This window comes from Bradyrhizobium sp., from assembly GCF_035309285.1.
In the GTDB taxonomy this organism is placed as follows: domain Bacteria; phylum Pseudomonadota; class Alphaproteobacteria; order Rhizobiales; family Xanthobacteraceae; genus Bradyrhizobium.
In genome coordinates, this window is sequence record NZ_DATGFH010000008.1 from 85193 (window position 1) to 104397 (window position 19205).

The 19205-nt window shown below is 60.4% G+C and carries 24 protein-coding genes; 14 read left to right on the forward strand and 10 right to left on the reverse strand.

Annotated features, from left to right (window positions below; genetic code table 11):
* Positions 1–14 precede the first annotated feature (14 nt).
* The 7 genes from soxX to VKR55_RS03090 all read left to right on the forward strand — a co-directional run bounded on the left by soxX (position 15) and on the right by VKR55_RS03090 (position 6859).
* A complete protein-coding gene (gene soxX, locus VKR55_RS03060) occupies positions 15–323 on the forward strand; it encodes a sulfur oxidation c-type cytochrome SoxX (protein ID WP_324399917.1) in 309 nt (102 codons plus the stop codon).
* 33 nt (positions 324–356) lie between these two features.
* Positions 357–848 (forward strand): thiosulfate oxidation carrier protein SoxY, encoded by a 492-nt coding sequence (gene soxY, locus VKR55_RS03065; protein ID WP_324399530.1) that lies wholly within the window; start codon positions 357–359, stop codon positions 846–848.
* A 70-nt stretch (positions 849–918) separates the two neighbouring features.
* Positions 919–1230 carry a thiosulfate oxidation carrier complex protein SoxZ gene (gene soxZ, locus VKR55_RS03070; protein ID WP_324399532.1) on the forward strand — a complete coding sequence of 104 codons (312 nt, stop codon included), beginning with the start codon at positions 919–921 and terminating at the stop codon, positions 1228–1230.
* A 2-nt stretch (positions 1231–1232) separates the two neighbouring features.
* A complete protein-coding gene (soxA, locus tag VKR55_RS03075; RefSeq protein WP_324399535.1) occupies positions 1233–2111 on the forward strand; it encodes a sulfur oxidation c-type cytochrome SoxA in 879 nt (292 codons plus the stop codon).
* 17 nt (positions 2112–2128) lie between these two features.
* Positions 2129–2434: a hypothetical protein gene (locus VKR55_RS03080; protein WP_324399537.1), complete on the forward strand. Its 306-nt coding sequence runs from the start codon at positions 2129–2131 to the stop codon at positions 2432–2434.
* A 28-nt stretch (positions 2435–2462) separates the two neighbouring features.
* Positions 2463–4211 carry a thiosulfohydrolase SoxB gene (gene soxB / locus VKR55_RS03085; RefSeq protein WP_324399539.1) on the forward strand — a complete coding sequence of 583 codons (1749 nt, stop codon included), beginning with the start codon at positions 2463–2465 and terminating at the stop codon, positions 4209–4211.
* 344 nt (positions 4212–4555) lie between these two features.
* Positions 4556–6859: a heavy metal translocating P-type ATPase gene (locus VKR55_RS03090; protein WP_324399541.1), complete on the forward strand. Its 2304-nt coding sequence runs from the start codon at positions 4556–4558 to the stop codon at positions 6857–6859.
* A gap of 301 nt (positions 6860–7160) precedes the next feature.
* On the opposite strand, the gene VKR55_RS03095 is transcribed toward VKR55_RS03090, so the two are convergent.
* Positions 7161–8303, reverse strand: coding sequence for a site-2 protease family protein (locus VKR55_RS03095; protein WP_324399543.1), 1143 nt, complete (start codon positions 8301–8303; stop codon positions 7161–7163).
* 562 nt (positions 8304–8865) lie between these two features.
* Positions 8866–9621, reverse strand: coding sequence for a CBS domain-containing protein (locus VKR55_RS03100; protein WP_324399545.1), 756 nt, complete (start codon positions 9619–9621; stop codon positions 8866–8868).
* A gap of 130 nt (positions 9622–9751) precedes the next feature.
* Here VKR55_RS03100 and VKR55_RS03105 point away from each other — a divergent pair, with 130 nt between their 5' ends.
* Positions 9752–10402 (forward strand): BON domain-containing protein, encoded by a 651-nt coding sequence (locus VKR55_RS03105; RefSeq protein WP_324399547.1) that lies wholly within the window; start codon positions 9752–9754, stop codon positions 10400–10402.
* 104 nt (positions 10403–10506) lie between these two features.
* Here the strand turns inward: VKR55_RS03105 and VKR55_RS03110 are convergent, their stop codons facing one another.
* A complete protein-coding gene (locus tag VKR55_RS03110; RefSeq protein WP_324399549.1) occupies positions 10507–11682 on the reverse strand; it encodes an NnrS family protein in 1176 nt (391 codons plus the stop codon).
* Between the two features lie 147 nt (positions 11683–11829).
* Between VKR55_RS03110 and VKR55_RS03115 the strand changes: the two genes are divergently transcribed.
* Complete coding sequence (locus VKR55_RS03115) at positions 11830–12552, forward strand: Crp/Fnr family transcriptional regulator (protein WP_324399551.1); 723 nt, start codon at positions 11830–11832, stop codon at positions 12550–12552.
* On the opposite strand, the gene VKR55_RS32995 is transcribed toward VKR55_RS03115, so the two are convergent.
* Positions 12489–13067, reverse strand: coding sequence for a DUF1858 domain-containing protein (locus tag VKR55_RS32995; protein WP_414642291.1), 579 nt, complete (start codon positions 13065–13067; stop codon positions 12489–12491). The genes VKR55_RS03115 and VKR55_RS32995 overlap by 64 nt on opposite strands.
* Before the next feature lie 152 nt (positions 13068–13219).
* On the reverse strand, positions 13220–13345 hold the full coding sequence (locus tag VKR55_RS03125; protein WP_324399553.1) for a hypothetical protein: 126 nt from the start codon (positions 13343–13345) through the stop codon (positions 13220–13222).
* A 127-nt stretch (positions 13346–13472) separates the two neighbouring features.
* Here VKR55_RS03125 and VKR55_RS03130 point away from each other — a divergent pair, with 127 nt between their 5' ends.
* The 3 genes from VKR55_RS03130 to VKR55_RS03140 are packed head-to-tail and all read left to right on the forward strand — an operon-like array spanning position 13473 to position 15160.
* Complete coding sequence (locus tag VKR55_RS03130; RefSeq protein ID WP_324399555.1) at positions 13473–14189, forward strand: CBS domain-containing protein; 717 nt, start codon at positions 13473–13475, stop codon at positions 14187–14189.
* Positions 14190–14208: 19 nt separating this feature from the next.
* Positions 14209–14652 (forward strand): hypothetical protein, encoded by a 444-nt coding sequence (locus VKR55_RS03135; protein ID WP_324399557.1) that lies wholly within the window; start codon positions 14209–14211, stop codon positions 14650–14652.
* A 58-nt stretch (positions 14653–14710) separates the two neighbouring features.
* Positions 14711–15160 carry a c-type cytochrome gene (locus tag VKR55_RS03140; RefSeq protein ID WP_324399559.1) on the forward strand — a complete coding sequence of 150 codons (450 nt, stop codon included), beginning with the start codon at positions 14711–14713 and terminating at the stop codon, positions 15158–15160.
* A 124-nt stretch (positions 15161–15284) separates the two neighbouring features.
* On the opposite strand, the gene VKR55_RS03145 is transcribed toward VKR55_RS03140, so the two are convergent.
* Entirely contained in the window at positions 15285–15497 is a 213-nt protein-coding gene (locus tag VKR55_RS03145; protein WP_324399561.1) for a hypothetical protein, read from the reverse strand.
* A 142-nt stretch (positions 15498–15639) separates the two neighbouring features.
* Entirely contained in the window at positions 15640–15873 is a 234-nt protein-coding gene (locus VKR55_RS03150; RefSeq protein ID WP_324399563.1) for a DUF6894 family protein, read from the reverse strand.
* A gap of 295 nt (positions 15874–16168) precedes the next feature.
* On the opposite strand from VKR55_RS03150, the gene VKR55_RS03155 reads away from it, so the two are divergent.
* Positions 16169–16621, forward strand: coding sequence for a pyridoxamine 5'-phosphate oxidase family protein (locus tag VKR55_RS03155; protein ID WP_324399565.1), 453 nt, complete (start codon positions 16169–16171; stop codon positions 16619–16621).
* Positions 16622–16694: 73 nt separating this feature from the next.
* On the opposite strand, the gene VKR55_RS03160 is transcribed toward VKR55_RS03155, so the two are convergent.
* Genes VKR55_RS03160 through VKR55_RS03170 form a run of 3 tightly spaced genes read right to left on the reverse strand, consistent with a single transcriptional unit; the run spans position 16695 to position 18669 of the window.
* Positions 16695–16898: a YgaP family membrane protein gene (locus VKR55_RS03160; protein ID WP_324399567.1), complete on the reverse strand. Its 204-nt coding sequence runs from the start codon at positions 16896–16898 to the stop codon at positions 16695–16697.
* Between the two features lie 32 nt (positions 16899–16930).
* On the reverse strand, positions 16931–17374 hold the full coding sequence (trxC, locus tag VKR55_RS03165; protein ID WP_324399569.1) for a thioredoxin TrxC: 444 nt from the start codon (positions 17372–17374) through the stop codon (positions 16931–16933).
* Positions 17371–18669, reverse strand: coding sequence for an NAD(P)/FAD-dependent oxidoreductase (locus VKR55_RS03170; RefSeq protein WP_324399571.1), 1299 nt, complete (start codon positions 18667–18669; stop codon positions 17371–17373). Before VKR55_RS03170 ends, trxC begins: the two co-directional genes overlap by 4 nt.
* 113 nt (positions 18670–18782) lie before the next feature.
* Between VKR55_RS03170 and VKR55_RS03175 the strand changes: the two genes are divergently transcribed.
* Positions 18783–19094 (forward strand): ArsR/SmtB family transcription factor, encoded by a 312-nt coding sequence (locus tag VKR55_RS03175; RefSeq protein ID WP_414642292.1) that lies wholly within the window; start codon positions 18783–18785, stop codon positions 19092–19094.
* Positions 19095–19205 lie beyond the last annotated feature (111 nt).

Below are 19205 nucleotides of genomic sequence, written 5' to 3' on the forward strand. Positions count from 1 at the left end.
CAATCGCCGCGCTGATGCTGCTGTTTGGCGCGCCTTCGGCGTGGGCGCAATCGGCGGCGGCCGAGGGCCAAAAGATCGCCTTCGATCGCAGCAAGGGCAATTGCCTGAGCTGTCACCAGATCAGGGGCGGTGACCTGCCGGGCTCGATCGGGCCCGAGCTGAAGGACCTCAAGAGCAAATATCCTGATCGTAACGACCTCGTGGCCATCGTCACCGACGAAACGAAACGCAATCCGCAGACCGTTATGCCACCCTTTGGACGAAATCACGTCCTGACCGGGCAGGAGATCAATGCGGTGGTGGATTTCCTGCAAACCCTGTGAACTGCGAGCATGCGCCGCAAGGAGAACCAGTTTATGACCGCAGACAACGGCTTTCGTGCAACGCGCCGCCTCGTCCTGCAAGGCGCCGGCCTGGTTGCGCTGGCGGGCCTCGGCAACGTCGCCCTCGATGTCGCGCCCGCGCAGGCCGCGGCTGCCGACAAGTACCCGGGGAAGGCGTTCACGCTGAAGGGCGACACGGACGCCATCCAGGCGCTTTACGGCAAGACGACGGAAGCTTCCGACAAGATTGCGCTCGATGTACCGGAAATCGCCGAGAACGGCGCTGTGGTCCCGATCTCGGCGACGACCACGCTTGCGAACGTAACCTCGATTGCCTTCCTGGTGAGCGAGAATCCGAACGCGCTGGCAGCCTATTATCAGATTCCCGAGAGCACGCTGCCGAACGTCTCCAACCGCGTCAAAATGGCGAAGACCACCAAAGTGACGGCAATCGTAGAGTCCGGCGGCAAGCTTTACAGCGCAACCAAGGAAGTCAAAGTCACCGTCGGCGGCTGCGGCGGTTAACGCGCATCATCCGGAAAACTGCAGGCGGATTTTCCGGAGAGATCATGCGTCAACAGTGAGGGATATCGACATGGCATCGACCATACGCGTACGCGCAGTTTCGAGCGGAGACATCACCGAAGTGCAGGCGCTGATTCAGCACCCGATGGATTCCGGTTACGTCAAGGATGCGAAAGGCCAGCTCATCCCGCCGCATTTCATCGATCAGCTCGTCTTCGAACATGGCGGCAAGAATGTGTTGGTCGCCAACTGGGGACCTGCCGTTGCCAAGGACCCTTACATCAAGTTCTCGTTCAAGGGCGCCAAGAAGGGCGACGATCTCAAGATCAGTTGGGTCGACAACAAGGGTGCGACCGACAGCACCATCGCAAAGATCCAGTAGAAATGCGCGCGGGACCTCCAATTCGCCTTGGCACGGCCGTGCTTTCGCTGGCCGCTCTGGCGCTGGCCGTTTTCGCGCTGAACGCGCGCGCCGCTCCAGCCAGTGAGACGCCTGATCCGGTGGCCGACGCCAAGGCGTTTCGCGACTATTTTGTGAAGAAATTTCCCACGGTGAAGCCGGACGACTTCGTCAATGGTCCCTATTCGATGAATCAGGACATGCGCAAGCAGTGGGAGGACATGGAGCAGTTTCCGCCTTATGAATTTGCGCTGGAAGCTGGCAAGGAGATGTTTTCCAAGCCGTTCAAGAACGGCAAGACTTATGCGGATTGCTTCTCAAACGGCGGCATCGGCATTCGCCAGAACTATCCCTATTTCGACGAGAAGGAAGGCAAGGTCATCACGCTAGAGCTTGCCTTGAATCGCTGCCGCGAGGTCAACGGGGAAGCGCCGCTTTCCTACATGAAGGACGACATGGCCGCGCTCACGGCCTATATGGCCTATACCTCGCGCGGCAAGCTGATGGACATCAAGATCCCGAACGACCCGCGCGCGCTTGCGGCTTACGAGAACGGCAAGCGTTACTTCTACACCCGTCGCGGCCAGCTCAACTTCTCCTGCGCAAGCTGCCACGTGCAGAACCCCGGTGAGCGCATTCGCGCCGAGATCCTCGCGCCTGCTTTGGGAATTCTCAACGCCATGCCGATCTATCGCTCCGAATGGGGCGGCATGGGGACGATCAGCCGCCGGTTCGTCTCCTGCAACAGCCAGGTGCGCGCCGTCGCGCTGGAGCCGCAGTCCGAGGAATATCGCGATCTCGAATATTACCTCTCCTATGTGAGCAACGGCCTGCCGATTTCCGGTCCGGGCTCGCGGCCATGAGCGAAAACCGCACACGCATGATGCGTTCATTGCTGCTGATCTCGGGCCTGCTCCTCGCGGCTTCGGCCCCGGCTTTTGCCGCATCCGAAGCCGATTTCAAGTCAGCTTACGCGGCAGCCGCTGCGGCAGAGAAGGAGGCGGACGCCATCCGCGATCAATGGACGACTGCCGAAGCCGCGCTGAAGGCGGCCAGGAAGGCGGCCGACGCCGGCAATTTTGACCAGGCCATCGCGGCGGCAAAGCAAGCCGAGGCGCTGGCGAAAGCAGCTATCTTCCAGGCCGCCAGCGAAAAAGACCGCTGGAAGGACGCGGAAGTTCGCTGAACTCTCTAGAGGATATGGAGCAGGCGCGATGCAAATCCATCGCCGGAATTTCCTTGCACTTTCGGGGGCGCTCGCCTTGTCGGGCGGCTTCCCGCGCGTCGCACGCAGCGCTGACAGCGCGAGCCTCTACGATCTCGAACGCTTCGGCAATGCGCGCATCCTGCACATGACGGATACGCACGCACAATTGCTGCCGGTCTATTTCCGCGAGCCGAGCGTCAATCTCGGGGTCGGCACGATGGCGGGTCATCCGCCGCATCTCGTGGGCACGGCCTTCCTCGACCGCTTCGGCATCAAGCCGGGTAGCGCCGAAGCCTATGCCTTCACGTCACTTGATTTCGAGAAAGCGGCGCCGCGCTTCGGCAGGCTGGGCGGGTTCGCCCATTTGAAGACGCTGATCGATCGCCTGCGCGCCGATGCCGGACCCAACCGCTCCCTGCTGCTCGACGGCGGCGATTTGTGCCAGGGCAGCGCGCTCGCCAACATCATGAAAGGCGCGGACATGGTGGAGGCCGCGAACCTGCTCGGCATCGAGGCGATGACGGGACACTGGGAATTCACCTATGGCGAGCAGGTGCTGCGCGACAATCTTGCACACTTCAAGGGCGAGTTCCTCGCTCAAAATGTCTTCTTAACCGATGAAGCCGCCTTCAACGACGCACCGGCGTTCGATCAGGCTTCTGGGCGTGTGTTCAAGCCGGCCACGATCAAGGAGGTCGGCGGCTATCGCATCGGCGTGATCGGCCAGGCCTTGCCTTATGTCCCGATCGCTCATCCCAGGCGGTTCACGCCGGACTGGACCTTCGGAATTCATGACGAGGCCATGCAGAAGGTTGTCGACGGGTTACGCGGCAATGACAGGGTCGATGCGGTCGTGCTGTTGTCGCACAATGGCATGGATGTCGACCTCAAGCTGGCCAGCCGCGTTACCGGCATCGACGTGATCCTCGGCGGCCATACCCACGACGCCGTCCCGCAGCCGATCCCCGTGAAGAATGCCGGTGGCAAGACGCTGGTGACCAATGCCGGCTCGGCCGGCAAATTCCTTGCCGTGCTCGATCTCGAGATCGCCAAGGGACGGCTCACCGACCTGCGCTACCACCTGCTTCCGGTCTTCTCGGATTTGCTGAAGCCGGATGCGCCAATGGCGACGCTGATCGACAAGCTGCGTGCGCCCCATGCCTCCATGCTTGCGGAGAAGATCACGACCGCCGAGCACCTGCTCTATCGTCGCGGCAACTTCTCGGGCCCCATGGATCAGTTGATCTGCGAGGCGCTGCTGGCGGAATTCGATACCGAGATTGCCTTTTCGCCCGGGTTCCGCTGGGGCAACAGCGTGCTGCCTGGCCAGGCCATCACGAGGGAAGACGTGCTGTCGGAGACCGCGGTCACCTATCCGGAAACCTATGTGCAGGAAATGACGGGCAGCCAGATCAAGGATGTGTTGGAGGACGTCTGCGACAACATCTTCAATCCCGATCCCTACCGCCAGCAAGGTGGTGACATGGTGCGTACGGGCGGCCTGTCCTATGCGTGCACCCCTTCGGAAAGCGTCGGACGGCGTATTTCCGACTTGAAGCTTGCCGATGGACGTCCGCTTGAATCCGCAAAAAGCTATAAGGTCGCCGGATGGGCTTCGGTGAACGAGCAGAAGGGCGCGCCAGTCTGGGATGTCTTCGTCAAGCATCTGCGCTCCGGACAATTACCCGAGCAGACCGGCGCGGGCGTCACCCTGAAGGGTGTGGACGACAATCCGGGTATCACATATCTGGGATGAGACTTGCTGTCGCGTATCGGTCTCACGCTCGCAACGGATCCTGTTCCCGATAAAGCGCGCTGCGCGAATGAGGCAGAGAATCGTCTCGGCGAGAGGGGGATGTCGAAAGTCTATCTCCAGCCACCGTTAGAGATGTGCAGCTTTCGCCGAAGATCGTCGTGATCCAACCCGATCTCCTGCCCCCCGGTCCAGTCTCATGCCGGCACAAGTGAACTTGCGCGGTCGGTTTGCGGCAGCAAAGTCGTCCATGATCGCCTGGCGGATTGTCCCCATTGATTTCAATCAACTTGGACGTCGGAATCCCAGAGACAATGTCGGGCGCTGTCAGCTCCTGAGCTCTGCGGATGCCCTTGCCCTTGCTGTGGTCTGAAAGATTTTTTCGACGAACGCTCATCGCTATTGCGCTCGCGGGCCTTACTACAGGATTGGCGGCGTGGGGCGCCGGCGTAGCCGATCTGGCAGAGTGGTGTTGGGTCGGCGGCACCATTCCGGTCGTTGCCGGTTTGCTTGCCACGATGGTGCGTGACCTCCGGGCAGGTCGCATGGGCGTTGATTCGATCGCATTCGTCTCGATGTCCGGCGCCCTTGTTCTCGGAGAGGCCCTCGCCGGGATCGTCATCGCCATCATGTATGCGGGCGGCAACGTACTCGAAGACATTGCCGTCGCTCGAGCCCAACGCGATCTCAGGTCGTTAATTGACCGCGCTCCGAGGATTGCCCACCGCCGATCCGGATCGATGATCACGGATACGCCCATCGAGCAGGTCGCCATCGGCGATGTCGTCCTGGTGCGGGGTGGCGAGGTCGTTCCGGTCGACGGGGTCATTACCAGCGCAACGGCGACCATCGATGAGTCTGCACTGAGCGGCGAGCCCATACCGGTGTCGCGGTCGGCGGGAGAACCGGCGCGCAGCGGCTCGCTGAACGCAGGCGGACCATTCGAAATCCGCGCTTCAGCGACCGCCGGCGACAGCACCTACGCGGGTATTTTGAGGATGGTAAATGCTGCGCAGACGGCAAAATCGCCCTTCATCCGGCTGGCAGACCGCTATGCGCTCCTGCTGTTGCCAATAACTCTGTTTATCGCCGGCGGCGCCTGGCTTTTGTCTGGCGATCCCATCCGTGGGCTTGCCGTGCTGGTTGCCGCGACGCCGTGCCCGCTTATTCTGGCAGCTCCGGTTGCCTTCATATCGGGGGTTGCACGGGCCGCAAGGCGCGGGATTCTCGTCAAAGGCAGCGGCCCCCTCGAGGCACTCGCCGAAACACATACCGTGATGTTCGACAAAACCGGCACGCTGACAGTCGGTGGCGCCCGCCTCGTTGCAATCGAAGTTGCTCCCGGCCATCGAGCGGACGAAGTCCTTCGGCTGGCCGCATCGCTGGAGCAGGCATCACATCACATCGTTGCGGTAGCGATCGTCCAGGCCGCGAATGCGAAGGGCCTCAAACTGAGCACCGCGTCACAAGTCCGCGAAACCATGGGAGCGGGTCTGGAGGGCGTGATCGACGGCAGCATGATCCGAGTCGGATCGCATCAGCTCGTCATCGGGTCTCAGAAGCCGGAGGCATGGGTGGTTCGGGCCCTGAGACGCGCCGCATGGCGTTCGGCACTCAGCGTGTTCGTCGCCGTGGACGGGCGCACGATCGGCGCCCTGTTGCTTGGCGACGAACTTCGGCGCGAAACACCGCGTGCCGTTCAGGCACTGCGGACGGCCGGAGTGTCACGAATCGTGATGGTGACCGGTGACCGGGCAGAGGCAGCCGAGACGATCGGCGCCGCACTTGATCTAGATGCGGTTCTTTCGGACAGGGAGCCTGCCGACAAGGTCGATGCCGTCGCTACCGAACAGCGCCGCAATGTCACAGTCATGGTCGGGGACGGCATCAATGATGCGCCGGCATTGGCGGCTGCGAACGTCGGCATCGCGCTCGGCGCGCGAGGTGCGAGCGCCTCTTCGGAGGCGGCCGACGTCGTCATCCTCGTCGATCGTCTCGATCGCATCTCCGATGCGATCGCCATTGCGAAGCGGACTCGCTCGATCGCCCTGCAGAGCATCATTTCGGGAATGGCCTTGTCAGGGCTCGCAATGGCGTTCGCCGCAATCGGATGGCTGCCTCCGGTCGCCGGCGCCCTGACGCAGGAAGTAATCGACGTCGCCGTCATCCTCAATGCCTTGCGTGCGCTGAGGCCAGGGCATGCGAACGGTCGGCGAACGATGCCCGTCGAGGCGGTGAGCTCTCTTCAAACAGATCACGAGCGATTGGAGCCGACACTCGACCGCTTGAGGGAAATTGCAGACGCGCTGGACCGCGCAGAAGGGGCCGGCGCTGTCGCCATGGTTTCGGAAGCAGATCGAATCGTTGCGAATGAGATCGTAACCCACGAGCGGGACGACGAAAGTCAGGTCTATCCGCACGTCGCTAGGTACCTGGCGGACCGGCATGGACTTGGGGCGATGAGCCGGGCGCATCGCGAGATCATCCACCTGTCGCGTCTCCTGCGACGGCTCTCCGATGGACTTCGGCCAGAGGATATCGATCCGTACCTGATCAGGGACGCCCAAAGGGTCATCGAATCGATCGAGGCCCTTGTGCGCATCCATAACGCCCAGGAGGAAGACATCTATGAATATGCGATCGGAGCGTAACTGAAAACCCAGGGATCACAAAGATGACTCATGCTCGTATCAATGTCTACAAGACGGGGTTCGTCGTCGAATCATATTGAGCGGCCGGCATCTTTGCTGGTCCGCGCTTGTTGCGCCAGGGTGGGCTCAGCGCGTCGCCGACTTTGTCTTTTGGATGCACTTCATCAAGCCCGTTTACGTCATCGAGCCCATGTCAGAGCCGTCATTCTCGTACTGGTGACGGCCGCAATCGGCTTTGTTGCGGGAGCACCGGGTGCCTGGGCCTCGAATCCGCTGCGCACGGAATGAAGCATTGAGACACCTAGCGTCCGGTCGTTGTGTCGGTCGAGGTTCCGAAATCCTGAAGCGTGCGCAGAAAGGTTATGACGTCTTCCCGGCTCAACATGCCGACGACGTGTTCAGCCCGGACGACGGGCATTTGGTTCACTCCATTCCGGTCCATCTTCTGGAGGGCGGACCACAGCTCGGCGTCGGGACTGGTGCAGGTCAACTGTTCGAAGGGAAGCATCACCTCGGCAGCGCGCTTTGTCGCCCATTCCCGGCGCGGCACTTCCTTGATCTGATGCAGAGTTATCAAACCGATCGTCTTATCTCCCCGGTTAACAAGAAAACTGCGTTGCCCGCTATCAAGGATCAGCTCGTCCACCAATTGCTGGAGCGTTAGATCTTCCGGAATGATTGCGTAATGTGCGCTCATGGCTTGCGAAACGCGATGGCCCGTCAGCAGCCCCCGAAGCGCGAGCTGTTGTATCTGGGCGGAAGCAGCACTGTCGAGGAACCAGCCGATCAGCGCGATCCAAAGCCCTCCACCAAGATTGCCGCTGAATATCTGCCAGGTGCCTGCAAAGATCAGGAAGAAGGCAAAAAACCGGCCGACGTTTGCCGCGATGAGGGTCGACCGGCTCATGTTTCCGGTGATCGCCCACACGACGGCTCGCAAGACCCGGCCACCATCGAGCGGATAGCCGGGCATCAAATTGAACAACACCAAGGCCGTGTTGATGTAGGCCAGATACTTGGCCAGACCGAGGAGAGGCTCGACGCCGGAAATCGGTGATTGTGCCGCGTAGAAAAAGGCCGCCAGGGCGAGACTGACGAGCGGGCCTGCGATCGCGATAAGGAATTCGGCGACGGCGCTGGGCGGCTCCGCCCCGATCTGTGCGACCCCTCCAAAAAGGAAGAGTGTAATGCTGCGCACGGGAATCCTGTACCGAAGCGCCACCACCGAGTGCCCGAGCTCGTGCAGCAGCACGCTCACGAAGAGCATGATGGCCGTCGCCGCACCGGTCATCCAGTACATTAACGGCGACCAGTGCTTGAATTCGTCGGGATAGTAGCTGCTCGCAAGCATCCAGGTGAGCAGCGCGAAGATCACAAACCAGGAATAGTCTAGACCGATCTGAATACCGAGGATCTTGCCTAACGGGATGTTATGTCGAGTCATAAGAGAGCTGCCTCCCTCATCGCGGTGGCCAATAACAAGCGCGCAGGCGGTGAGGCGATGGGGGCTTCGCTGCCTTCGGCACCGATCCTTACCTACCGTGGAACGCGTTGATCGCGTCGACGAACCGTTTCCCTTCTTCTATGGAGAGACAGCTCCCACACGTGAGCGCCGAACAAGCCCACGCTCACCAGAGCGAACGACAGTGCGAGCATCGTTGCCTCCTTGGCGAAAGCACGAGAAGCCAGCTTCCAGGCAAAGGGGACGCGACGGCGCAGTCCGCACAAGCGCGCAATTCGGACAGGTCCAAACCGTCGCTGGGCCATCGAAGCTGAACTTCATCTTCATGATTTCGAACTTGCGGTGACAGTAAGGACAGTGATCGCGCTCACCATTGCTCATCGCTCTGCTCCCATACGGTTTCAGCAGAAGCTACACTTGGCGCTTCGGTGAGCATTGCGATAGGTCAAATATTGCGCCGCTCTAGCGAGATCGCCTACAGCTTGTCACGCTCGGTCAAACATCTGACTTTCCGTGCCGACGCGCGCTTCGTTGGCACTGCCGTTCACAATGGCTCGTCATCCACCGTCGAGGGCTCTTCCTCCAAGGAAACAATGTCGCCGCCTCCGTAGTCTTCCTCCGGCGGCGGGTGGATGATTTTTGACAGCTGATCGTCGACCCTCTTGACGCCAGGAACATTTTCCGAAGCGATGATCACCGCCTTATGGGCATTATCGCTTCTGACGACGCCCCTCAAGGTTACGATCCCGTCGTGAACGCTCACGTTGAGCCCGCACGGCCGCCAGGATGCATGCGATATGGTCGCTATGATCGACCTCCGAATCTCATCGTCGACGCCCGACGCATCGGGGATGTCGAGCGCAGAGTTTGCGATGGCCGGCAAGAAGTCAGCACGCGTCACCATTCCGACGATCTCGTCGCCGCGCATCACCGGAAAGCGCTTGACGTTGCACGACTCCATAAGGCGAACGATCTGCTCAAGCGACGTGTCCTCGCCGATCGTGATCGGGTTTGGTGTCATGATGTGGCTGACCTTGCGGCCCTGTTGCCGGGCAAAATCGATCGCGATCTGGTCGGCACCGGCCAGCAACGCAAGCCAGCGGCCTCGTCTTTTCTCCGTGCCGATCTCGGCGCGTCGTATGAAATCGCTTTCTGACAGAACGCCGACCAGTTTGCCGAAGGAGTCGACGACTGGAAGGCCGCTGATGTGATGAAATAGCATGGTTTTGACGGCCTCAGTCACTGGAGCGTCAGCACCAATCGTGATGACATGCCGTGACATGATCTCTTGAGCACGCATAGGTAGATCTCAAAGGTCAATCAACGATAGACAGGATGTGCTTAGGTAAGTTGACGTGGATCAATACGAAGGCCCCAACAATCGGCAAAATTAAGTGTGCTCAAAAGGACTGGCTTTGACGGAGGCGTGCATGAACGACAAGTTCCTGAGACAGGACGTGATCGACGAATTCGAGTTCGATCCAAGTTTCGATGGAGTGCATATCGGCGTCGCCGTCGACAGGGGCGTCGTCACTCTTTCCGGCTACGTTGAAAGCTACGCCCAGAAGCTCGCGGCCGTCGCCGCGGCGCGGCGCGTCAAGGGTGTACATGCCATCGCCGACGAGATCGAGATTCGATATCCCTTCCAATCCAAGACCGAAGATGATCAAATCGCCAAACGAGCACTCGATATTCTGAAATGGAATTCGACCGTCTCTCCGTATCAGATCGATGTCCTGGTTGAAGCCGGCTGGATCACGCTCAGTGGCGAGGTGAATTGGCAATTTGAAAAGCGGGCTGCCGAAGACTCCGTTCGCAAGCTCTCGGGCATCGTAGGCGTTACAAATAAGATGACACTTAAGCCGCGCGTGGTTGCGGCAGACGTCAAGGCCAACATCGAGGCGGCACTGAAACGACAGGCCGAACTTGACGCCGGCGCAATTCGTGTTTCTGTCACAGGCGGCGATCACGTCGTGTTGGAAGGCAGGGTTCACAGTTGGACCGAACGCAGTGCCGCCGAAGATGCAGCCTGGTCCGCTCCCGGAGTGATGTCAGTGGACGATCTCATCACCCTTCGTTAACGCCTGTCGTGACTTCGTCCAGCACGGTCCCGCTCTCGTTTCGAGAGGCCGCCGCGAGTGTGGACCGGTGAAAGTGCCAGATCTCGCGTTGTATAACGCTGTGGTCAGACCACTCGCTGCATGCAGAGTGCGCGGCCGTAGATGACCGCAAAGCCGAGGAAAGCCAGCGTCCAGCTAGTCCCGGCTGTCGCCAGCAAGACCTGCATGTGCTCTGGTGCAAGCGACGCGGAAATCCGCATCAGGGCCGCTACAATGACCGCGGCGTAAAGGCACTGCGTGCCGACCGATGCTCTCAACGCCCGCCCGGTATGTCCGAGCGTCGCGCGCGTCATGACCGCAATGGTCATCGAACCGATCGCGCCGCCGGTCCAGGCATGGATACCGGCGCTCGGCGGAAGTGCATCGAAGGCTGCCAGCCCCGCGAGAAGATAGCCGACCGGTACGAAGGCATAGGCAAGATGCAGGATGAGAACGAGGCGGTCGGGCATGGTCCGGTACCCGGCCCAGCGAGCCAGGCGAACCAAGTGAAGGCAACCAGCGATGATCAGCGCAATACCGCTCGCTGCCGTTGCGGGAGCGATGATCCAGCCCACTAGGGCAATCATGCTGACCACCATCACGACGGCGTCGAAGCGACCGACAGGCGCAGGCAGATGGCCGGGACGCTGCCGTGCAAGCCAGTTTCGGGTGAAGCTCGGAACAATGCGTCCGCCGATCAGGGCAACAAGGGTAATGACCAGCGCGATCGCAAAGCGGGTCGAATATTCGGCAAGACCGCCAAGATGTGCTTCGATGTGAAACGCGATATTGCCGGCCGCAAAGAGCGATACGATCGCCACCACCGGCACGTTGCCCCACTGTCTGCCGACGATGATCTCGCGCGCGGCAGCCGCCGCGAGCAGCGCAAGGAATGCCGCATCGATCGCGCAGGCGAATGCCCACCCAATCCATGCCGACATACAGACCGCGATCCGTCCGGCGAGCCAGCTCGAGACCAGCACGGCGAGCGGGGCGCCCTGCAGGGGAAGGCGTCCGGTCCAGTTTGGAACAGCCGTCAGCAGGAAGCCGCCGATAACGGCTGCGACGTAACCAAAAAGCATTTCGTGAACGTGCCAGTCGCGCGGGACGAAGGCTGTGCGAAGCGCTAGCTCGCCCTGGAACACGCACAACCAAACAGGAATCATCGCACCGGAGTAGATCGAACCGAGTAGGAAGAACGGGCGGAAACCGTAGGAGAGGAGGGCAGGTCCCTGATACGCGCGAAGTCTTGATATTGCCATGGAGCCTCCCGGTTCGCCCTTTCGATTTGAAGAGGCAATTCATCAAGTATCGCGCGGAACTGCGAAATTGGATTTGAGCTAGCGCAATGTCCCCGCCGAATGTCCGTGGTTCCATCCATGCAGTGAAGCCGCTACGACGAGAGGAAAATGTCGGCAATTGATCGCTCGGTTGTGGCCGATATCCCCTTGTTCGCCGGGCTTGCCTCCGGCGAGCTCGACGAGACCTTGCGTGAAGCCCGCTCGATTAGATATCCGAAAGATACGGCCGTGTTCAATCAGGGCGCCGACGCCGATGCGTTCTTCGTCCTGCTGCATGGCCATCTGCGGGTTGAGAAGACGACGCCGCAGGGACAGCAGGTCGTAGTCCGTTACGTTTCGCCCGGCGAGATCTTCGGCGTGGCACCGGCGCTCGCGTTGAAGACATATCCAGCTACTGCAATCGCCGCGGTCGAGAGTGTCGCCCTGTGCTGGCCATCGGCGGCATGGCCCAGGTTGACGGCAAAATTCCCGAGCCTGACCGTGAATGCGTTGCGGACGGTTGGTCATCGGCTGCAAGAGATCCAGGCCCGCGTCCTCGAAATGTCCAGCGAGCAGGTCGAGCAACGCGTCGCTCACGTGCTGCTGCGACTTGCCAAGCAGGCGGGGCGCCGAACTGGCGCGGGCATAGAGATCGATTTCCCGGTCAGCCGTCAGGATATCGCGGAGATGATCGGCTCGACGCTGCATACCGTCAGCCGGATCCTCAGTGCGTGGGAGCAGCAGGATTTGATCGAGGGCGGACGCCAGCGAATCGTGCTGCGCGATCCTCACAAGCTGTTCGCCCTTGCAGAGGGACAGGTCCGTCCCCTCACTGGCGCCTCCGGCGGTTGACAACTTTCTGCGGCCGCCAACAGGCAACGCGAAAACGTTGCAAGATCGACGCCGTGCTCGCGGCAAGCCTCCTCGACCGAATGAAACGTGGCGATCGGGTAGCCAACGCAATGCATATTGAAGTCGAGAAAAACGGGAATGGCAGCGGGCCATACTCGCATGACTTCATCGGCGCTGACCTCGGCTGCAGGTAGGGCAATCCTTCTCATAGTGACAATCTGACGCCGCGCCGTCAGCTTTCGTTGCGCTGGCGCAAACAGCGCGACGGTTGGATTGTGCGCAGAAGGGCTGCGGAAGCCGGCATAAGCGTTTTGACGCAGATCAATAATCAGGCGCCGGAAGGTCTTAAAATTAAAGGCTGCTCGCCGTAGAGGGAGCGACGATTCCCCGGATGCATAAGACGGACCCGATGGACGACCGGACAGTGTGGGAGACGATTGCAACGGCGCCGTTCGGGACCGATCTGGAGCTTGCCGTGATTGAGGACGGCCAAGTGCATCCCTTGGTATTTGCATGTCGCCGGGCGCCGAATGGCTGGGTCAAGGCCGAAACACGAGAGCGAATAGCGGTCAGACCGACGCATTGGCGCCGCTGGGTGCATCGAAAGGGCTAGCCCTCGGGTTGGGCTGGAAAGCCGGCAGATCAGAAGAGCCGGCGTTTCACGCGCTCACGGCCCTGATCGAGACCGGCGTCGTGGGCCGCGCGTCTGCACGTCTGCCCAGACCAGCGCGGCAGCCAACAACGTGAAGGCGGCGACCACCGCGGCTATCACGATCATCGTTGATGCGGGCATATCTGCATCTCCTGTTTCTCACAGGATGACGTTCGCAGGGCCGACAGCGTCGTGCCTTGACCTGGATCAAGCGCGTCACGCGTCGCGGGCATACGATCTCCTCGACCTAAGGCAAGGGAGGATCAGTATGCGCGCGCATCAGATCATGGCAAAGGACGTCATCACGGTGAGGCCAGATACTTCGATTGTCGAGGCAGCAAGGCTGATGCTCGAGCATCACATCAGCGGGCTGCCGGTGCTCGACGAGCGTGGCAAGCTGATCGGAATTGTTTCCGAAAGCGATTTTCTCCGCCGTTCCGAGATCGCTACGCAGCGCAGGCGCCCGCGCTGGCTGCAATTCTTCATCGGGCCGAGCCGCGAGGCTAACGAGTTCATCCACCAGCACGGGCGAAAAATCGGAGAAGTCATGACGCGCGATCTGGTGACGGTTGCGGAGGATACGGGACTCGAAGAGCTCGTGAGCTTGATGGAGAAAAACGATGTCAAGCGCTTGCCGGTCGTGCGTGGAGAGCGGCTGGTCGGTATCGTCACGCGGGCGAACCTGCTGCAGGCGGTTGCGAGTCTGGCGCGAGAGGTGCCGGATCCAACTGCCGACGACGATCATATCCGAGACCGCATCACGCGAGCGATTGCCAACACCGGCTGGCGGCCGATCGGCCTGCAGGTGACGGTACGCAACGGCGTTGTCCATCTGCGTGGGATTATCGTCAATGACGGTTCGCGACAGGCGGCGATTGTGGCAGCGGAAAACGTCGCGGGCGTCAAGGAGGTGCACGATCATCTGTCCTTCGTTGACAGTTATTCAGGCTTCTATATCGAGCCGGCCGAGGACATCGCCGGCTGAACGCGAAAGGAGTGCCAAAATGATTTCTCAGGCAACAAGAAGCCGAGACGACTCATTTCTTGGCGATCTGCTGGATCGCGCGAGAAGGGCCTTTTCCCGATGGGACGAGCTGGGCCGCTTGGACGCCCAGCAGTTCGAGGCAGTTGCGCGTGACCTGAATCTTTCGCCTGCTGAACTCAACGCGCTGGCCGTGACGCCACCGAGCGCGCTGGAGTCCTTAGGAAAGCGTCTTGCATATATCGGCATTTCCGAGAATACGCTCGCGGCCTCGAGCTACGACGTGCTTCGCGACATGCAGCGCGTGTGCAGCCTGTGCACCTTCAAGGCGCGCTGCGCTGCAGACCTGCGGCGGGGGAGGTGCGCCGCGCCAACCTATTGTCCCAACGAATCGACCCTGCGTGCCCTGAGCGCCGAGGCCAATAAGCAGCCAACGGCACAGATCCCGGCATTTCATGCGGACTGATTTCGGCGGCAGCTATTGACCGCCGAAGAACAACTCGCCGTTGGCCTCGGAGCGCGACATGATCAGATATATTGTAAAATGGTTGATGATTGCCAGTCTTGCCGCCGGTTTCGCTGCTGCGGCTCAGGCTGAAGACTTCGACATCGGTAAGTGGGAATTTCAGTCTTCGTGCGCGAGTTGTCATGGGACGGATGGAAAAGGCAAAGGACCCGTCAGCGAAGAGCTCAGGGTACCGCCCCCCGATTTGACGATGTTGGCCAAAAAGAACAACGGGGTCTTTCCCACGAATGCTGTGTATGAAACCATAGATGGATTGCAGACAATGCCGGCTCACGGCAGTCGTGAAATGCCAATTTGGGGGTATCGGTTCAACCCCGTTATCAACCCGCCTCACAATGTTGATCCGACCTATTGGAAGATGCTCGGGCCCGAGCAAAGCCCAGAGGTGGTCGTGCGAACACGCATCCTGGCTGTTATCGATTATCTCAATCGCATTCAGCAGAAGTAGCGACCGACGAGCATCAGATCTAGACCAGCGTGGCGACGCGCGGTCACGCGATCTCGAGTGACAATGAGCTTCCGCGTCATCGCAATCTTCATGGATTGCGTGTATGCCAACAGCAATCTCGCCCTCAGGAGGGGAAGTCAGCTTCCTTCACCTGGATGCGATCAGCATGCAATGACCAATGCGGCATGCCTTCCAGCCTGCAGAAACCCGTTTCCGCGACCGCTCGGGCCTCCTGCTCGTTCTTTGCATCGACGTCCATCACGCGTTGGCAGATCTCGGCCAGATGACCGTTGTCGCCAACCACGTCCTTCATGAACTTCACGATAAAATGAGACATGACAGACTCCCATTTTGCTTTGTCTCTTAGACACTTCCTGCGGCCAATGTTTTGATCGAAATCAACTCGCCGAGTTGAAAGTTGTGCTGGCTAGATGGCATAGGTGTTGCGATCTTCGGAGAACCATGGAGCCGCCTCGCGCTCAATGCGGTTTGCCGAGCGCGAATGTGAAGGGCATGACGAAGATCTCATCGCCGAGATCATCGCTGACGTGCAAGACCCAGCCGCGCCAATCTTCCAGGCTCGCGGCGCTGATGAGAGACCGCACAACGCCGGCGGCGTGGTCACGCGCCTCGGCCGGATCGTCCACGACGGTGCCGCATCGATCGATCAAGGCCCCTTGAGTGTTGGAGCAATGGAAATAAACCTGAGCCATGTTTCGTCTCCTACGGACAGGAATTGCACCACGCTCAAGGGATAGCAGCGAGCCACCCGGCAGAAAATTCAGATAGATTCCCTAAGGGGATAAGCGGAGGACGCCGGAGCTTTCTCGCGCTCCTCGATGGCGTTGGTGGACTATCATTTCGTTGACTGATCCCCGACTTGCCAACGAAGGAGCGTCGACCCGGAACCCGGGCCCGGCGCGTTCAGGTGAATGGTTGACGTGCGCCAACATCAAGCGACCTGCAACCACTACCGTTGCTTAGTCCTAGCAACGGTGGAGGCAACCGATGGACCAGGCGATCAAGAGCAAGATCCTGACCCTGCTGGATCAACACCGCACCATGAGAATTGCGACGCTGCGCCCGGATGGTTGGCCGCAGGTGACCACGGTCGGTTATACGAACGACGGACTGACAATTTACTTTCTCTGCGGCCCGGACAGTCAGAAAGCGAAAAACCTGGCGCGCGATGACCGGGTCTCGCTGGCGATTGACGATGACACCTCGCAGGTGATGGAAATCACCGGACTATCCATGGCGGCGCGGGCGCAAATGGTGGTTGACCCGATGGAGGTGGAGAAAGCCATGCGGTCACTGATGTCGAGGTATCCGGAGCAGAAGTCCATTCCACTGCCGATGCCGACGCCCGCGGATGTCCGCATCTTTCGCCTGACGCCGATAGTGGTCTCCATGCTCGACTACTCCAAGGGATTCGGGCACACGGATCTGGTCTGCTGCTGAGCCCGCTTTCGCAGTTCGAAGAAATTGGCTCGATGAAAGCAGCATCGGCCACCTTCTGCCCGCCCGTGCGAGTTCACGAGAAAGCGTTTCCGCTCCGCAGACCCAGCTTCTTGAAGACGATCGCAGCTGGACAAAATCCGGTGAACGAGGCCTGGATCATGTTCAGGCCAGCAAAGGCCGTCAGCAGATACCAGTAGGGACTGACCCAATAGCCCAGCGCGAGCCCGAGCAGGACGACGAACCCCGCAAAGGTGAGAACTGCTCTATCGACATTCATGACATACTCCTCTTCAGTGGTTTTGATGGGCGTCAGGAGCGGGCAAGCCCGTTCAACGTCCATGCGATGATGGTCTTGGCGTCCATCGCGCCCGATCGGCGCGAAATCTCCTTCTCTCCATGTATCAAGAGCAGCGTCGGGATGCCCGTGATCGAAAAGCGCGAAGACATTGCCGGCGCCTTGTCGGCATTGAGCTTTAGGAGACGTACCTTCGGCTCAAGCTCCTTTGCCGCACGCTCGAACATCGGCGCCATCGCGCGGCAAGGGCCGCACCACGGCGCCCAGACGTCGACGAGGAGGGGGATATCGCTATGAGCCGCCTGCCGCGCGAAGCCTTGTTCGTCGACCTCGATCGGTCGGCCGTCGAACAGCGGTTTATGGCAGGATCCGCAGCGGGCAGCGCTCGCTGGCCGATCCGCCGGCAGGCGGTTGATCCGCCCGCAATTGCCACAGACGATTTGGAGGCCTCCACTCATGTTCCGGTCTTGACCTCCTCCTTGGTCCCCTTGACCTTCGCCATGTTGAGCTGGTCGAGCACGAAGCGTTCATAGAACGGTTCGCTCGTGCCGCGCCTGATCTTGCGCAAGAAGTATTTCTCGAAGGCCACCTTGGCGTAGTGCACCCATTCGCCTTTCGAGGACCAGTTGACGTTGCGCGGCGGAATCTGCGGCTGCGCCACGAAAGCAACGCCGGAATCGCCGAAATCGGCGAGGCAGATCGCGTTCCAGGTGGGCTCCGCCAGCGCGGGGCGGCCGCGCAGCAGCGCGCCGATATTGAGCGCGGTCGCCGTCACCATGGATTCGATCATGAAGCCGGTCTTCGGCACGCCGACCGGCACCGGCGTCGCCCCGACGGGCGCGATCGCCACACAGACGCCGACCGCAAACACATTCGGAAATGCCGGGTTGCGCTGGTTCTTGTCGACGATGACGAAGCCGCGAGGATTGGCGAGCTTGTCGATTCCGCGCACGGCTCCGACGCCGCGGAAGGCCGGCAACATCATCGAATAGGCAAACGGCAATTCACGGATCTTGTGGACCGAACCGTCCTCGTTGAGTTCCTCAACCGACATCTTGCCTTGCTCGACGCCTTTGACGCGGGCGTTGGTGATCCATTTGACATGCTTTTCGCGCATCTCGCTTTCGAGCAAGCCCTTGGTATCGCCGACGCCGTCAAGCCCAAGATGCCCGATATAGGGCTCGGAGGTGACGAAGGTCATGGGAACGCGGTCGCGTAGCTTGCGGCGGCGCAGCTCGGTTTCGAGAATGAACAGGAATTCGTAGGCCGGGCCGAAGCAGGAGGCGCCCTGCACGGCGCCGATCACCACCGGCCCCGGATTTGCGGCGAGCTTGTCGAAGGCTTCCTTGGCGTGGATCGCATGATCGACGTGGCAGACCGACTGCGTGAAGCCCTGGGGGCCGAGACCCGGGATTTCGTCGAATGCAAGCTCGGGGCCGGTCGCGATCACGAGATAGTCGTAGTTGATCGAGGTGCCGTCGCCGAGTTCAATCCGGCTTTCGGATGGGTGCACGCGCTGCGCACCCTGCGTGAGCAAGCGGATCCCCTTGCGTTTCATGATATCGACGAGATCGATCTCGATGTCGCTTTGCTTGCGCCAGCCGATCGCCACCCACGGATTCGAGGGGACAAAGTGATAGACAGCGCCTTGCGAAACGACGGTCAGGCGATCGTCCTTTCTCAGCTGGGGCAATAGTTCATAGGCCATCAGCGTTCCGCCTAGGCCCGCTCCGATTACAACAACTTCCGCCATGAGAGCCTCCGTTACGGTATACAGGGCCGGTTGGGGATCCGGCTTGTCGTTTCGACTTGACTATATATGCGATATTTCGTATATACGCAAGTATGAAGATAGATAGTGACGTCATGGAGCAGGCAGCCGACCAGGCGAGCGAGCTGTTGAAGGCGCTCGCGAACCGGCATCGGCTCTTGATCATCTGCCAGCTGATCGACGGCGAGCGCTCGGTGGGCGAGCTCGCCGAATTCCTGAACCTGCGCGACTCCACCGTGTCCCAGCATCTTGCGCTCCTTCGCAAGGACGGTCTGGTGTCCGCGCGGCGCGACGCGCAGACGATCTACTATTCCATCGCAAGCGCGCCGGCCCGCGAGGTGCTGAAGACGCTTTACCAGGTCTTTTGCGCGCCAACGAAGACTGCGCCATCGAAACGCAAATTATGAGCGCGCGCGCGACGGTGTGTTGAGCAAGATCAATGTCCGTCGCGGCAGGTGCAGTGAGATGGCGGGAAGCGCCGCGATGCAGCGCCATGATCTCGTATTGAACGATGGAAT

Excerpts from the sequence above, each read along its gene's own strand:
- soxX (WP_324399917.1), top strand. The coding sequence starts at position 15 with ATGCTGCTGTTTGGCGCGCCTTCGGCGTGGGCGCAATCGGCGGCGGCC.
- soxY (WP_324399530.1), top strand. The coding sequence starts at position 357 with ATGACCGCAGACAACGGCTTTCGTGCAACGCGCCGCCTCGTCCTGCAA.
- soxZ (WP_324399532.1), top strand. The coding sequence starts at position 919 with ATGGCATCGACCATACGCGTACGCGCAGTTTCGAGCGGAGACATCACC.
- soxA (WP_324399535.1), top strand. The coding sequence starts at position 1,233 with ATGCGCGCGGGACCTCCAATTCGCCTTGGCACGGCCGTGCTTTCGCTG.
- VKR55_RS03080 (WP_324399537.1), top strand. The coding sequence starts at position 2,129 with ATGATGCGTTCATTGCTGCTGATCTCGGGCCTGCTCCTCGCGGCTTCG.
- soxB (WP_324399539.1), top strand. The coding sequence starts at position 2,463 with ATGCAAATCCATCGCCGGAATTTCCTTGCACTTTCGGGGGCGCTCGCC.
- VKR55_RS03090 (WP_324399541.1), top strand. The coding sequence starts at position 4,556 with ATGCCCTTGCCCTTGCTGTGGTCTGAAAGATTTTTTCGACGAACGCTC.
- VKR55_RS03095 (WP_324399543.1), bottom strand. The coding sequence starts at position 8,303 with ATGACTCGACATAACATCCCGTTAGGCAAGATCCTCGGTATTCAGATC.
- VKR55_RS03100 (WP_324399545.1), bottom strand. The coding sequence starts at position 9,621 with ATGCGTGCTCAAGAGATCATGTCACGGCATGTCATCACGATTGGTGCT.
- VKR55_RS03105 (WP_324399547.1), top strand. The coding sequence starts at position 9,752 with ATGAACGACAAGTTCCTGAGACAGGACGTGATCGACGAATTCGAGTTC.
- VKR55_RS03110 (WP_324399549.1), bottom strand. The coding sequence starts at position 11,682 with ATGGCAATATCAAGACTTCGCGCGTATCAGGGACCTGCCCTCCTCTCC.
- VKR55_RS03115 (WP_324399551.1), top strand. The coding sequence starts at position 11,830 with ATGTCGGCAATTGATCGCTCGGTTGTGGCCGATATCCCCTTGTTCGCC.
- VKR55_RS32995 (WP_414642291.1), bottom strand. The coding sequence starts at position 13,067 with ATGCAAATACCAAGGGATGCACTTGGCCGTCCTCAATCACGGCAAGCT.
- VKR55_RS03125 (WP_324399553.1), bottom strand. The coding sequence starts at position 13,345 with ATGCCCGCATCAACGATGATCGTGATAGCCGCGGTGGTCGCCGCCTTC.
- VKR55_RS03130 (WP_324399555.1), top strand. The coding sequence starts at position 13,473 with ATGCGCGCGCATCAGATCATGGCAAAGGACGTCATCACGGTGAGGCCA.
- VKR55_RS03135 (WP_324399557.1), top strand. The coding sequence starts at position 14,209 with ATGATTTCTCAGGCAACAAGAAGCCGAGACGACTCATTTCTTGGCGAT.
- VKR55_RS03140 (WP_324399559.1), top strand. The coding sequence starts at position 14,711 with ATGATCAGATATATTGTAAAATGGTTGATGATTGCCAGTCTTGCCGCC.
- VKR55_RS03145 (WP_324399561.1), bottom strand. The coding sequence starts at position 15,497 with ATGTCTCATTTTATCGTGAAGTTCATGAAGGACGTGGTTGGCGACAAC.
- VKR55_RS03150 (WP_324399563.1), bottom strand. The coding sequence starts at position 15,873 with ATGGCTCAGGTTTATTTCCATTGCTCCAACACTCAAGGGGCCTTGATC.
- VKR55_RS03155 (WP_324399565.1), top strand. The coding sequence starts at position 16,169 with ATGGACCAGGCGATCAAGAGCAAGATCCTGACCCTGCTGGATCAACAC.
- VKR55_RS03160 (WP_324399567.1), bottom strand. The coding sequence starts at position 16,898 with ATGAATGTCGATAGAGCAGTTCTCACCTTTGCGGGGTTCGTCGTCCTG.
- trxC (WP_324399569.1), bottom strand. The coding sequence starts at position 17,374 with ATGAGTGGAGGCCTCCAAATCGTCTGTGGCAATTGCGGGCGGATCAAC.
- VKR55_RS03170 (WP_324399571.1), bottom strand. The coding sequence starts at position 18,669 with ATGGCGGAAGTTGTTGTAATCGGAGCGGGCCTAGGCGGAACGCTGATG.
- VKR55_RS03175 (WP_414642292.1), top strand. The coding sequence starts at position 18,783 with ATGGAGCAGGCAGCCGACCAGGCGAGCGAGCTGTTGAAGGCGCTCGCG.